This window comes from Cyclobacterium salsum (assembly GCF_010119245.1).
GTDB lineage: Bacteria > Bacteroidota > Bacteroidia > Cytophagales > Cyclobacteriaceae > Cyclobacterium > Cyclobacterium salsum.
Window position 1 is genome coordinate 59,105 of sequence record NZ_WNKG01000003.1, and the last position, 14,891, is coordinate 73,995.

The following is a 14,891-nucleotide window of genomic DNA, read 5'->3' on the forward strand; positions in this document are numbered from 1 at the left end:
ACACAATAGCCAAAATAAACCATGTAAAGATATGAAAAATCTTATACTTAGGCATGTTATACGCATGAGCAAATTATTTACCTATGCTTTTCTTTTCCAGTGTTTGACCATGGGCTTTTTAGTAGCCTCGAATGGCAATGCCCAGATCAAAAGCATAGAAGAGGTGGTGGTCAGGCTGCCCCTGGAAGGAGTCCCGGTCAAGGATGCATTCAAGAAGATTGAAGGAGTATCCGATTTCACCTTTGTTTACCTTACAAGGGAAGTCAGGAATTTGCCTCCCATTACCGTTGAGGACAAGGACCAAAGCCTTTATGAAGTATTGGTGGAGATCGCCAGACAATCCGGATTGGATTTCAAGCAAATTAACCATAATATCCATGTACAGGCGCACCGGAAAGGACAGGAGAAACCCATTGTGTCCGTTTCTAACGTAGCGGTAGAAATAAGGGGAACCGTAACCGATGAAAACGGGGAGCCCATTCCCGGAGCCACGGTATTGATTGAAGGAACCACTACAGGTACCGCCACAGACATTGATGGCAATTTCAGTCTGGAAGCAGAAGAAGGTTCGGTTTTGTTGATTTCCTTTATCGGGTACCAGTCCCAGCGCATTACGGTGGGGAACCAAACGGACCTTTCCATCACGCTCCTGGAGGATCAATCGTCCCTGGAAGAAGTGGTGGTAGTGGGGTATGGAACCCAGCAGAAGTCTGATTTAAGTGGCGCCGTTTCTTCCGTAAAAGGCGAAGACATGCAAAAAACGCCTGCAAATACGTTGATTCAATCCATGCAGGGAAGAGCCGCAGGGGTGGATATAAGAGCAGCCTCAAATGCCCCGGGAGGAGGAATGAAAATAAGAATCAGGGGTACCAACTCTATTAATGCTTCCAGTGACCCCTTGTATGTAATTGACGGATTTCCGATCGATAATATTAATACAACCCCAGGTGGAGCAGGAAACAATGCGCTTGCGGCAGATCCGCTATCTTCTATCAGTCCCAGTGAAATAGAATCGATTGAGATACTAAAGGATGCTTCTGCAACTGCCATTTATGGAGCTCGCGGGGCCAATGGGGTGGTATTGATTACTACCAAAAGGGGTAAACTCGGAAGTGCAAAAATTGATTTTGATTATTCATTGAATGTCGCAAATGTTAGAAAAAAACTAGATCTGGCCAATGCTGAAGAACTTGCCATTCTTACGAATGAGTGGGCACTCAATAACAATCAACCATTAATCTATGACGGAATCAATAAACCATTACCTGAGGAATTGGGTGAAGGAACCGATTGGCAAGATCAGATTTTCAGAACTGCCCTGACGCATACCTATAATCTTTCTCTATCCGGTGGCACCGAAAATACCAAATACTTAGTATCAGGAAATTACATGGATCAGGATGGTATCATCATTGAGTCGAATTTTAAAAGAGGAGGGTTAAAATTCAATTTGGATCAAAAAATAAATGATAGGATCAAAGCCGGAATCAATTTAAATGTTAATAAATCCATTAATGATGCCGTACCCTCTGACGGAAGTGGATTTCAACATGATTCACCTCTTTGGAATGCGCTTACGACTACCCCGGTGATCTCAGTCTACGATGAAGATGGGAATTACCTGCATAATCATGATGAAACAGTTAAAATCCTTGAAAATCCTGTTTCCATTGCAAGAACACGTACAGATATAACTGAAACCACCAGGGTGTTAAGTAATGCATTTGTGGTTTTCAATATTTTGGATGGGCTTGACTTCAAGACTAATTTTGGTACAGATGTGGTCAATTCCAAACGTGATGTATACATACCTAATACAGCCGAAACACAAGCCCTTCCCAATTTGGGAGTGGCATCTATTGGGACCATTCAAAGTAATAACTGGCTACAGGAATATACCTTGTCATACAATCGTGAGGTTGGGTCAAAGCATAGGATAAACGGTCTTTTGGGATATACAATACAAACCAGAGAGACCGAAAGCGTATTGAGTAGAACAGACGAATTCTTTACCAATAAACTTAAATTCAATAATTTAGGAATTGGTGCCAATCCCAGGCCTTCTGAAAGCAATGCGGTGAATACGGCTTTGTTATCTTACATTGGGAGGTTAAATTACATTTTTAATGACAAATATATTTTTACTGGTACTGTAAGGAGAGATGGGTCATCAAAATTTGGAGATGAAAATAAATGGGGGGTATTCCCTTCAGCAGCATTTGCCTGGAGGCTGGGTGATGAAAATTTCATCAAACAGTTAAATACCATTGAAGATCTTAAGATAAGATCCTCCTATGGGGTGACGGGAAATGAAAATATCAGTCCCTATTCTTCATTGGCACTATATAATACCGTAAGACCGATCATCGATGGAGCACCAGTAATTGGGTTGGTTCCCAATAGGATACCTAACCCTGATTTAAAATGGGAAAAAACTGCCCAATTCAATGTTGGATTGGATGCAGCGTTTGCAGAAGGAAGGATTAATTTTTCCGCTGATTACTACATTAAGAAAACAGATGATCTTTTGCTTAATGTAACCATACCAAATCAATCAGGTTATGGAACATCGGTTCAGAATATTGGGTCGGTAGAAAACAGAGGTTTTGAGTTTCAAATTGGAATAAATAATACTTTTGGAGAACTGAGCTGGAATTCCTCCTTCAATATGTCCTTTAATAGAAACAAATTACTTTCATTGGCTGATGGAACGGAGCGGCTTCTTTTTGGAATAGGAAGAGGGGAGTCTGCACATGGGCGTACCATTGCTGAACCTGGCAAGCCTCTGGGTTTATTTTACGGATACAGGTTTGCAGGAATTTGGCAAACAGAGGAAGAAATTATTGCTGCGGGAAATACCGTTGGAGGCATAAACAGACCAGGTTTACCTAAATATGCCGATTTAAATGGCGATGGTTTTAGAAGAAATGATGATGACCGGGAAATTATAGGAGATCCCAATCCGGATTTTATCTATGGTTTTTCGAACGATTTTTCTTACAAAAACCTAACCCTATCTGTTTTTATCCACGGTGTTTATGGAAATGAAATAGCCGACATGAACAGGATAGGGTTATTGGCGCAGCCCCAAAAGCACAATGTTTACCAGGTTTTTTTCGAAGAAAGGTGGACGGGACCTGGTACAAGTAATACCATTGAGGCTCCAATAACCAATGCCGGTGAATGGAAAAATTTTAGCGACAGAGATGTATTGGATGGTTCCTTTTTAAGGGTCAAAACCATTAATCTGTCTTACAATTTACCTCCTGGTTTTCCAGGAATGAATCGTATCCGGAATGCACAGCTCTACGTGGCTGGCGACAATCTGTTCACCTTCACTGATTATACAGGTTTTGATCCAGAAGTGGATTTATATGCCTCAAGTAATGTACAAATGGGAGTTGACAATGGTGCTTACCCCATGTCAAAAAGTGTAAGGATAGGCGTTAAATTAGGATTTTAATTCAAGATGACTCAAATCATGAAAAAGACACTAAAAATTAAAATTTATATAGTTATTCTGTTCGTATTTCCTTTGAAGTCCTGTAATGACCTTTTGCAGGAAGACCCACCAAGTAATATAAGTTTGGCCAACTTTTATGAATCGGAGGAAGATGCGCTTGTTGGACTCTATGGGGCCTATAATAACCTTTATGGGTTGGTATCGATGGAGCCCAATTATGGTGAGATGATTGCTGATGATATGACCATCTCTCCGATTGTCCCGGATGCATTTGAATGGGATGAATTTACCTTCAATAGCGAAGTCACTGATGGACTTTGGTCTCTGTGCTATTCGGCCATAAACCGGACCAATGAAGTGATCCACTGCACAGAGGATATTGATTTTGAGGCGGGGAGAAAAGCAGATCTAATTGCAGAGGCGAGGGCTTTACGTGCTATTTATTATTTTCACCTGGCACGGGCAATGGGAGGTGTTCCATTATACGATTCACCCACCGTTGGTTTTGATAATATTTACGAATCAAAATCTACTGAAGATGCGATCTTTAATTTTATTATACAAGATCTCCAAATAGCAGCAAATGAATTGGAGCCTTCCAGTCCTCCAGGACGGATAAATTCGGACATTGCAAATAGCTTGTTGGCAAGGATCTATTTGTATAGAGGGGATTTTCAAAATACCCTTTCCCATGCAGAGATAGTGATCAATTCTGATAGGTACAGGCTGCTAGACGACTACGCAGACCTTTTCAAACCTGAAAATGATAACAGCTCAGAACATATTTATCAAATTCAATACCTGAGTGGAGAAAACAATAACCCATTACCCGGAAGATATGGACCCAGAGCTCCTTCAGGACCTTATGGTAATTCCTTTTGGGCAGGAACGACTATTCCTGGGTCTTACGCACCTTCTGCTGATTTTATAGCTCAAAACCCGGAATCATACAGAAGGTCTGTGACTATTGCCGATCATTACGAACATATTGATGGCGTATCCGGGACGATTACCATGCAAGAGGTGTATGGTGGGAGCTTTCCTTATTACATCAATAAATTTGACGATAGGGAGGGGGAATTGCAAAGCGGTGTGAATTATACGGTGATCAGATACGCAGACGTTTTATTAATGGCGGCAGAAGCCATGAATGAGACTGAACCGAATAATCCAAGGAAATATGAATGGATAAATAAAGTGAGGGAAAGAGCCAGAAATGGTATTGAATCTGATTTACCAGACTTGAATGCACTGACTCAAGATCAATTCAGAACTGCCGTATTAGAGGAAAGAAGATTCGAACTGGCCTTTGAAAACCAAAGAGCATGGGATTTAAAAAGAAGAAATATGTTTTTGGATAAAATGAGGGATCAAGGTAAAAATGTTGAAGACCATATGATGCTTTTCCCCATTCCTGATAGACAAACCCAATTAAATTCCAATTTGGAACAAAATCCAGGATGGTAATTTCTCTTGAAATCGAGCTGGCCTTCCGCAGGACGAAATCGTCAATCGGTGAGATGCCCCGATAGCCCCGATAACTATCGGGGGAAAAGCATACGAGATTCCCTGTCTGCCGATAGGCAGGCATCTGAACGCTTAAGAACAAATTGTAAACAGATGATATAGGAGTAGGTAACCTTGCTTGCTCCTATTTCTTTAGCCTATTTTATACTATGAGATATTTAGTTAAATGGATATACGCCGTGGTGGTATGTTTTTCCCTTACCGGTAATGCATATTCTCAGAATAAAACCCCAGATCCCCCCAACATCATCCTGATCATGGCCGATGACCTGGGCTGGGGAGATGTGGGTTTCAATGGAAATATCTTTATACAGACACCGGAACTAGACAAAATGGCACGGAATGGGTTGGTATTTAATCGTTTTTATGCCGCCTCCGCCGTTTGCTCACCCACCAGAGGAAGTTTTGTGACTGGAAGGCATCCTGAACGATATGGGATAACCCATGCCAATACCGGACATATGAAAGAAGAAGAGTTCACCCTTGCCGAATTGGTGAAAAAACAGGGGTACACCACCGGGCATTTTGGGAAATGGCATCTGGGAACCTTGACGGTGACGGAAAAAGATGCCAATCGGGGAGGCCCCAGGGGAGCGGCCCATTATTCCCCGCCCTGGGAAAATGGTTTTGATGTCAGTTTTTCCACCGAATCCAAAGTTCCTACCTGGGATCCCATGATCACGCCGGAACCGGAGGCGCAGGATATCGGAAACCGGGTACCGGGCGAACACTTTGGTACCTATTATTGGACAGGGGAGGATGAAAAGGTTACGGATAACGTTACCGGAGATGACTCCCGTATCATCATGGATCGGGTAATCCCTTTTATCGATCAGGCAGCAGAGACCTCGCAACCCTTTCTATCCGTTATCTGGTTTCATACGCCCCACCTTCCTGTAGTGGCAGGGCCTGCTTACCGTAGTTTGTATGCTGATTTTTCTGAAGACAAGCAACACTATTATGGCAGCATTACTGCTATGGACGAACAAATTGGTAGGTTGAGGAATTTCCTTCGGAAGAAAGGACTGGCAGAGAATACCATTATTCTTTTTTGCAGCGACAATGGACCCGAAGGTCCGGAACAAATCAACCGGACTCAAGGCTCCGCCGGACCGTTTCGTGGAAGAAAAAGAAGCCTGTACGAGGGAGGTATCCGCGTTCCGGCGCTGATCGAGTGGCCGGCAAAAATTGAGGCGGGAAAGAAAACCAATTTACCCGTTTCCACAAGTGATATTTTCCCAACCCTATTGGGTATATTGGGCATTGATAATCAAAACGGTGTAAAACCCCTGGACGGTGCCAATGTATTTCCCTTAATTCAAGAGAATAAGCAAACGAGAGCATCCACCATCGCTTTCCGGTTTCAAAACCAACAGGCCATTATGGACAACCAATTCAAATTGTATTCGGCGGACAACGGAGAAAATTTCGCTTTATTTGACTTGCTGAATGATCCTTCGGAATCTACCGATGTTGCTTTGGACAATCCCCAAAAAACAGCGGAATTGTCTCAAGAGCTTGAAAATTGGCTGATTTCCTGTGAGGAAAGTAACCAGGGAATGGATTACCAATAGAACTTCTAAAAAATAACCTAATGATGAATTTCAAAATACTCTTTCTGGGGATCACCCTGTTACTGGCCGGACTTGCTCAGGCCCAACAAGCCAGCGATGAAAAACCTAATTTCCTATTTATCTTTTCGGATGACCAACGCTATGACCTGATCGGTGCGCTTGGACATCCGGAGGTGCTTACACCCAACCTGGACCGCTTGGTAAACAATGGTTCCACTTTTACGCATGCCTTTAACATGGGTGCCTGGAACGGAGCCGTCTGTGTAGCCAGCCGGGCCATGATGATCAGTGGCCTTTCGGTCTGGGATGCCCGTGAGCAGGAAAAAAACTTCCAACAAATGGCCGATGAAGGCAGGTTTTGGCCCCAATTGCTGGAAAAAGCTGGCTACGAAACCTATATGACGGGAAAGTGGCATGTAAAAGCAGATGCTGAAAGTATTTTCCAGAACGTAGTACACGTTAGACCGGGCATGCCCAATCAAACCCCTGAGGGCTACGACCGCCCCAAAAGCAAGGCAGATACCACCTGGCAGCCCTGGGACCAAAGCTTTGAAGGATTCTGGAAAGGCGGCAAGCACTGGTCGGAGGTTCTCGCGGAGGATGCCCGGGGATTTCTGGATCAGGCGGGCAAAAGCGAATCCCCCTTTATGATGTATTTGGCCTTCAATGCGCCCCATGACCCCCGGCAGGCACCGAAGGAATTTGTAGACCTGTATCCGGTGGAAAGCATTGCTTTACCACCCAGTCATATGGACATGTACCCTTACAAAGACAGCATAGGACTTAGCGAGAATCTACGGGATGAAGCCCTGGCTCCTTTTCCCCGTACCGCCTATTCGGTTCGGAAAAATATTCAGGAATATTACGCCATCATTAGCCATATGGATGCCCAGATTGGAAAAATACTGGACGCTTTGGAGGAGACAGGCAAAATGGAAAATACCTATATCATCTTCACTGCCGATCATGGCCTGGCGGTGGGCCACCACGGCTTGATGGGTAAACAGAACATGTTTGACCATAGTGTGAGAGCACCATTGACCATCCTGGGTCCGGGCATTCCAAAAGGCAAAAAGTATCATCAGCAGGTCTACCTGCAGGATGTCAGTGCCACCATGATGGACCTGGCCGGGATTGAAAAACCCAAAACCACCGTGTTTAACAGCCTTATACCTTATATTAAGGAGAATGCGCCAAGTGCCTATCCCAACATTTACAGTTCCTATCTTAACCTTCAACGGATGGTACGGACAGACCAATATAAATTGATTTTTTACCCGAAATTGAATAAAATTTTGTTATTTGACCTGAAAAAAGACCCGGAAGAACTGAGGGACCGTTCGGCCGATCCGACGTATCAGGGGGTAAAGCAGCAGTTACTGACCTTGCTGGCGATGCAGCAACAGACTTTAAATGATCCATTGGGACCGATTAGCTTCTAAGTGTGGGACTTGGGTACATTAGGATAGGTAGTCAGCGCGTGGTGGTTTGCCCGGGAATCTTTTTTAGCTGAAAGAACTCCTAAACGCATTTAACTGCTTACCCATGAAGAAAATATACGTTCTGATTTACGTTTTCCTTGTCATCCACTTGAATACCCAGGCACAAAGGGATGTCGCAGAAGTAAGAAATGATCAACGGCCTCCTAGCAATGACTGGCTCCTCTACCGGTCCAATCAGCCTGCCAGGGTGCAGGCCAACGAAGAAGGACACCTGGTGCTGAGTAACGGTCTGGTGAGCCGCACCTTTGCAAGCTCGCCTAACGGAGCTACCATCGGACTGGAACACATGCAAACCGGGGAGTCCTTCTTGCGCTCCGTGCGACCAGAAGCGGAGATTCAGTTGGATGGAATTCGGTTCGAAGTAGGTGGACTTACCGGCCAACCCATTCACAATTATTTGCTGCCGGAATGGATCGCTTCCATGAAAGCCAATCCAGGGTCCTTCAAACTAGTGACTCATACCGTGGAAAACACCAAAGAGCGTTTTGACTGGAAAAAACGAGCCGAATGGATGCCGAAAGACATGCCCTGGCCCGCGCCGGGAAAGGAACTTGTTTTTAGTTACCAATTGGACGAGGAGGCCATACAGGTGCTCTCGGAACGATCAATCGCGGACGAAAGCCGCAAAACCCTATTTGAGGATTCCTTTACAATCTTAAATGAAAATTGGAAGCGGGTTGAATCGGACACCCATGAACGCAATTCCTTTATCAACGAAGGTAAGGCGGGGGAAATCATGGCCTTGGCCAATACAGCGGTGTATGCCGAGCAGCCGGTGCTTCCGGAGGCCAGGGTGTTTTTGGCGAAAATTGATCCGGGCACGGACCGGAGCAGCAGTTGGGGTCCGGGGCTCGGACTGGTGTTTTCCGACAAGGTAATCAAACTCAACCTTCGTTCCGGTAACCATGAGATCGGGTTTTATGACGGGCAGCAGGAACAACGCGTGCCCGGCCTGGAAAGCGGGAAACCTGTCTGGCTGCGGATGGAATTGGGAGAGGGGCAGCTACAGGCCACTTGGTCTTATGATAAAGAAGATTGGCAGCCAGTGGGTGCGGTCCCAATTCAGCAAGCTCCGCAAACAGTCCGCATTGGCAAAATGGATGCATCGGGCACCGATAAGGATCACACCGAAAAGGGGGAATTCGGGCGGAGCAAAATCGAAGTATTTTCCATGCTGGGGGAAATTTCTCCCGATGCAAAAGCTTCTGGCCTGGCATCCTACCGCTACCTATTGGGAATTACAGTGAACGTTCATTACGAATTGTACGATGGCCTGCCGGTGTTTAGCAAATGGATGACCGTTGAAAATCGCTCCGACCAGCCGGTAACGGTCAATTCGTTTACCAGTGAAATCCTGGCAGTGACGGAACCCGAAAGCACCGTTGACAGCCGGGAGCAGTGGCAGCTTCCCAATTTGACGATCGAAACCGATTACAATTTTGGCGGCATGACCTCCGAAAACGTGTTGCGCTCCAGCATTGCATGGAAACCGGACCCCCTGTACAAAACCCAGGTCAATTACGAACGTACCATGCCCGTTTTGCTGGAAGTATCGCCCAAATACGGCCCGGAGCAAGAGTTGAACCCTGGGGCTTCTTTTTCGTCGTATCGGGTATGGGAGTTGCTGCACGATAGCTGGGATCGCGAGCGAAAGGGGCTGGAGCACCGGCGCATGATGCGCTCGCTGGCACCCTGGGTCACCGAAAACCCCATACTAATGCATGTCCGCTCTGCGGAGACTGAAGCGGTGAAAAAAGCAATAGACCAGAGTGCCGAAGTGGGATTTGAAATGGTGATCATGACCTTTGGAAGCGGATTCAATGCCGAAGATGCAAGCAGGGAAAACCTGGACCGCATGAAGGGCCTGGCCGACTACGCCCATTCAAAGGGAATCGCCCTGGGCGGTTATTCCTTGCTGGCCAGTCGCCGTGTCGGCGGTGGAAACGACGTGGTGATGCCCGAGGGGATGACTCCCCGTTTTGGCAATTCGCCCTGCCTGGAAAGTGAATGGGGACACGATTATTTTGAAACCCTTTATAATTTATACAGCACAACCGGACTCGATATCCTGGAGCATGACGGCTCTTATCCGGGCGATGTGTGTGCGGCAACTGATCACCCCGGACACAAGGGATTGGCCGACTCCCAATGGAACCAGTACCGGCGGATTGCTGAATTTTACCAGTGGGCCCGTTCCAACGGGATTTACCTGAATGTACCGGATTATTATTTTCTGGCAGGGAGCAACAAAACCGGGATGGGTTACCGCGAGACCAATTGGTCGCTGCCCAGGGCCCAGCAGGAAATCATCGAACGTCAAAATATATACGACGGCACCTGGACCAAGACACCGTCCATGGGCTGGATGTTTGTGCCGCTGGTACAATACCATGGGGGAGGGGAAGAAGCTACGATCGAACCATTAAAAGAGCACTTGCCCCATTACGAGCAGCGACTGGCTAACCTATTCGGTGCGGGCGTACAGGCCTGCTACCGCGGGCCGCAATTGTACGATGCGCCCGAAACCAAAGCACTGGTCGAAAAGTGGGTAGGCTTTTACAAAAAACACCGGGAAGTGTTGGATGCGGACATCATCCACCTAAGGCGTCCGGACGGTAGGGATTGGGACGGTCTATTGCACGTAAATCCAACTGGAAAAGAGAAAGGGCTGCTCATGCTTTATAATCCCCTGAATAAAGAAATCACCCGGACCATTCAAGTTCCGGTTTACTATACCGGACTACACAAGCAGGTGCAGCTGGAAGACCAATCGGGAAAATCACAGCAGGTAGCAGTCAACCGGGATTTTAGCCTGTTAGTTGAGGTTACTATCCCTGAGCGGGGATATCGTTATTTTGTTTTAAAATAAACAGTCCACAAATTGTTCAAAAGATGAAAGGATTCTCGACCTGGCTTTTAAGTAGAATTTTAATCGATACCGCCTTGGCTGAACAAATACCTATGCTGATTAATGCCACAATGGATGTGGAAGAAGCCTTTTCCAAAGCCAGGTATTTCATCGTCTTTTTGATGGTCATGGTGGGGATAATTTCCTGTCAACCAAATGAGGGTCATGAAGAGGAAGTGAAGCAAAAGTACAATGTGCTCTTTATTGCAGTTGATGACTTGCGTACAGAGCTGAACTGTTATGGTGCCAACCATATTAAGTCGCCTAATATTGACCGACTTGCGTCTGAGGGAGTTCGGTTTACAGAGGCTCATGTGCAACAAGCCATATGTATGGCCTCACGTGCATCCGTCCTGTCAGGGATCAGACCTGATAAAAAGGGTATTTATACAGGTGAATCTGTAGCGGATTTAATGCCCGATGTACTGACCATGAATATGTTTTTTAAAGAAAACGGTTATAATATAGCGGCAGCAGGAAAAATTTATCACCATGCCAGGGACCATGAAAAGCAATTTGGAGAGGACTATATGATTCCCAAAAAATCCTGGACAGGAAGGGGTTATGTGACCGAGGAAGCGATCAATCAAATATCCCTCAATACGACGCATCAACGGGGGCCTGCCTATGAACGGGCAGATGTGCATGATACCCTTTATAAGGATGGTATAAATACACGTAATGCGGTGAGAAAGCTGGAAGAATTGAAAAAATTCGACAAACCTTTCTTTTTAGCGGTGGGCCTTTCAAAACCACACCTGCCTTTTGTAGCTCCCGCGAACTATTGGGATATGTATCCTGAGGCATCCATTGCCATGCCTGAAATCAGAGAAATGCCCGAGAATTCAAGCGAACATACCATGCGGTTAGGTGGTGAACTGGGCAACTACTATGGTATGCCCGCCAGGTACGAAGATATTGATGACCCTACCACCCTTATTTTAAGAAGGGCTTATTATGCCTGCGTTTCTTACGCAGATGCCCAGGTAGGATATTTACTGGACCAACTCGACAAATTGGGATTGCGAGAAAATACTATTATAGTGCTATGGGGGGATCATGGCTATAAATTGGGAGATTACGGCAACTGGTGCAAATGGTCGAATATGGACATTGATACCCGTATTCCATTGATATTCAGTGTTCCGGGTGGAAAAAAAGGAGAGGTTGCTGATATGCCGGTCGAAGCATTGGATATCTATCCTACTTTGGCGGCATTGTGCGGCATAGAAGAACCATCCCATCTTGAAGGAAAAAGTTTAATTCCTATATTGAATAATCCTGAACTTCAACCAGCTTCAAAGGAATATGCGTTTTCCATTTGGCCACATAATCGCTGGAATTACGATAAGACCATAATGGGATATGCTGTAAAAGACGGCCGCTTCAACTACGTGGAATGGGTAAAACTAAACACTGGTGAGGTTTTAGAAAAAGAACTTTATGACCATCAGACTGATCCGGGAGAGATCAGGAACGTCATCAATGAGGAGCAATACCAGGAGGTAATAGCTAGCTTGTCAGCAAAAATTGAAGAGCGGAAAGCTGCCACAGACCATGATCATGGATTTAAAACACTTCGATAAGGATATCTACATTTGGGATAAATGGCCCGTTGCTCATCCCTCGGCATTGTTTTCTGGTTTGGCTTATGGTAAAGCGGAATACATAGAAACCTATCTTACACTAGAAGCCTATCCTGTTCACACAGAAGTGGTAAGAAATCTTCCGATAAGACATCCCATCATTTGGTTAATGGATTAAAAATGCGTAAAGGCATACTATTTTCCTTTATGAAAGCCCCACCTGGCTCTTGAATTCAGGAGGTTTTTCCCGCTGATTTAATTTGTCATTGGTTTTTTACTGTTAATGGGGTAGGATTCATTTTACAGGTGCACCCGAAATAGTCGTGGGTAGATTTTAGCAGTGTTATTATTTTATTCATTTATTTTTTATAAATTGGATTATTGTAATTGAATCCTATACAACATACTTTGGTAAAATAGCTATCTTTCAGTTGTAGCGTATCTGAAGTATTTGTCATCAATTAACTTAAACCCGGATTTTGAGACCGCTTATTAACCAAAATGAGAAGGAGTTGGTACGTTCCCTTAGACAAGGGGATATGAAGGCTTTTGATGAATTGTATTACCGCTATTTGCCAAAGTTACTCGGTTTTGCCTACAATTACCTGAGTGATGAAATGGAGGCGGAGGAGACCGTACAAGTCATTTTTATCAAAATTTGGGAAGTACGAAATACGCTGGATGAAAACAGAAATTTCAAATCCTATTTATTTCAATCGGTAAAAAATCAGTTGCTCAATAAATTAAGGAACCAAAAGAGAAATTGCACCATTGAGGATATTCCGGAAATGTATTGTGTGAGCACGGAAAATGTTTTTGAAAAAATAACCTACAAGGAATTAGAAGACACTGCCGCAGAACTTATCAAACATTTACCCAAAGCCCAGCAAAAGGTTTTTGTTTTGAATAAGATCGATGGGTTGAGCCCCGAGGAAATAGCCATCCGGCTAAGTTTGTCAAAAAGGACGGTAGAACACCATATTTACCTGGCCACGAAGTTCCTCAAGGGGGAATTGATTCATAAAACCTCCCTTTACGGCCCCCTGCTCCTTCTTTTCTTTTAAGGAAGCGGACTTTTGACCTCCATTCTGCTGAAACAGACCCAAATTTTATAAATTATAGTATTTAGAATACCGAACTTAATTTTTTTATCAAGGCTAGCAACATCTGGGTTAAATAAAATTTATATTTTTTTTACGTAAAATGTTTGTTTCAGGTGTATAGCTTAAAAGAAACAGCATTTTGAAAGAGGAAAAGCTAATCAGATTTTTGAATAACCAAACCTCAGCGAGGGAAAATCGGGAGGTAATGGAATGGCTGGCTGAAAAGGGAGCAGAAGATAGGTTTATTGGCATGCTTCGAAGGGAGTGGGAAGCCGGGAAGCCTCGGACAGTAGCGGAGTCAAAGCAACGGCTCCTGCTGGAGCAGATTCATCATGCTACTTTGAAAAGCCAAAAGGAGAAACAAGAAAAGCTAAAGTTTAGTCAATTCCTTAAATTCGGCAGAATAGCGGCTACCTATCTATTGCTTGGCTTTTGCATCTTTTATCTCTATCAGACACTTATTCGGACGGAGACGGTTGAAACGCTGACCGAGGGTGCCCCCAGAAAAATCCAAAAACATACCGCTGCCGGGGAGAAATTGAAATTAACCCTGCCGGATCAGTCCGAAGTAATCGTCAATTCCCTGTCAACCCTTACTTTTTATTCCGATTTCGGAATTAGTAAAAGGGAACTTGAACTGGAAGGAGAAGCTTTTTTCGCAATTGCACCGGACAAAGAGAAACCTTTTCAGGTAAAAACCGGGCCTGTAAAAACGACGGCTTTGGGTACTTCCTTCAACATCTATTCCAGGGGGGAGGAAGTTAAGATTTCTTTAACAGAGGGTCGGGTGAATGTAACCAATGAGGAACAAATGCTTTCTCTTGAACCGGGAGAGATGGCATCAGTTCAAATGGACACCTTTTCGGCGTTAAGCAAAGAAAAATTTGACCTGGACCAAACGACCTTATGGAAGGAGGGGAAGATCCGGTTCCAAAGTAAACCATTTAAGGAAATCCTTCAAACACTTGAAAATTGGTACGGTGTACGATTTGAAACAAAAGCCTTAGACAACCGGAAAGTCACCGGTTTATTTAACAATGAAAGCCTGGAAGATATATTGACCGGCTTGAGTTTTTCCCTTGGGTTTGAATACCAGATCAATCAAAAAAATGTAGTCATAAAATTCTGATTGCCTATGAGATAAAAACAAAAAGCAGGATAAAATTCCCATCGCCAAATGAAACATTTTACCCTGCCCGCTTTAAAGAAATCAATTCAATAAAACGTT

At 44.6% G+C, this 14,891-nt stretch carries 9 protein-coding genes; all 9 read left to right on the forward strand.

What is annotated here, in order from left to right; genetic code table 11:
* The first annotated feature begins 31 nt into the window (after positions 1–31).
* Positions 32–3,463 (forward strand): SusC/RagA family TonB-linked outer membrane protein, encoded by a 3,432-nt coding sequence (locus GJS45_RS05810; RefSeq protein WP_162340538.1) that lies wholly within the window; start codon positions 32–34, stop codon positions 3,461–3,463.
* A gap of 18 nt (positions 3,464–3,481) precedes the next feature.
* Positions 3,482–4,930: a RagB/SusD family nutrient uptake outer membrane protein gene (locus GJS45_RS05815; RefSeq protein ID WP_162340539.1), complete on the forward strand. Its 1,449-nt coding sequence runs from the start codon at positions 3,482–3,484 to the stop codon at positions 4,928–4,930.
* A gap of 209 nt (positions 4,931–5,139) precedes the next feature.
* Positions 5,140–6,564: a sulfatase-like hydrolase/transferase gene (locus tag GJS45_RS05820; RefSeq protein WP_162340540.1), complete on the forward strand. Its 1,425-nt coding sequence runs from the start codon at positions 5,140–5,142 to the stop codon at positions 6,562–6,564.
* Positions 6,565–6,584: 20 nt separating this feature from the next.
* A complete protein-coding gene (locus GJS45_RS05825) occupies positions 6,585–8,006 on the forward strand; it encodes a sulfatase-like hydrolase/transferase (protein ID WP_162340541.1) in 1,422 nt (473 codons plus the stop codon).
* A gap of 103 nt (positions 8,007–8,109) precedes the next feature.
* Positions 8,110–10,935: a hypothetical protein gene (locus tag GJS45_RS05830; RefSeq protein WP_162340542.1), complete on the forward strand. Its 2,826-nt coding sequence runs from the start codon at positions 8,110–8,112 to the stop codon at positions 10,933–10,935.
* A 23-nt stretch (positions 10,936–10,958) separates the two neighbouring features.
* A complete protein-coding gene (locus GJS45_RS05835) occupies positions 10,959–12,560 on the forward strand; it encodes a sulfatase (protein WP_162340543.1) in 1,602 nt (533 codons plus the stop codon).
* Positions 12,538–12,738 (forward strand): hypothetical protein, encoded by a 201-nt coding sequence (locus GJS45_RS05840; RefSeq protein ID WP_202928041.1) that lies wholly within the window; start codon positions 12,538–12,540, stop codon positions 12,736–12,738. Before GJS45_RS05835 ends, GJS45_RS05840 begins: the two co-directional genes overlap by 23 nt.
* Positions 12,739–13,039: 301 nt before the next feature.
* Complete coding sequence (locus tag GJS45_RS05845; RefSeq protein WP_235954627.1) at positions 13,040–13,624, forward strand: RNA polymerase sigma factor; 585 nt, start codon at positions 13,040–13,042, stop codon at positions 13,622–13,624.
* Positions 13,625–13,802: 178 nt separating this feature from the next.
* Positions 13,803–14,792 carry a FecR family protein gene (locus GJS45_RS05850; RefSeq protein WP_235954629.1) on the forward strand — a complete coding sequence of 330 codons (990 nt, stop codon included), beginning with the start codon at positions 13,803–13,805 and terminating at the stop codon, positions 14,790–14,792.
* The last annotated feature ends 99 nt before the right edge of the window (positions 14,793–14,891 follow it).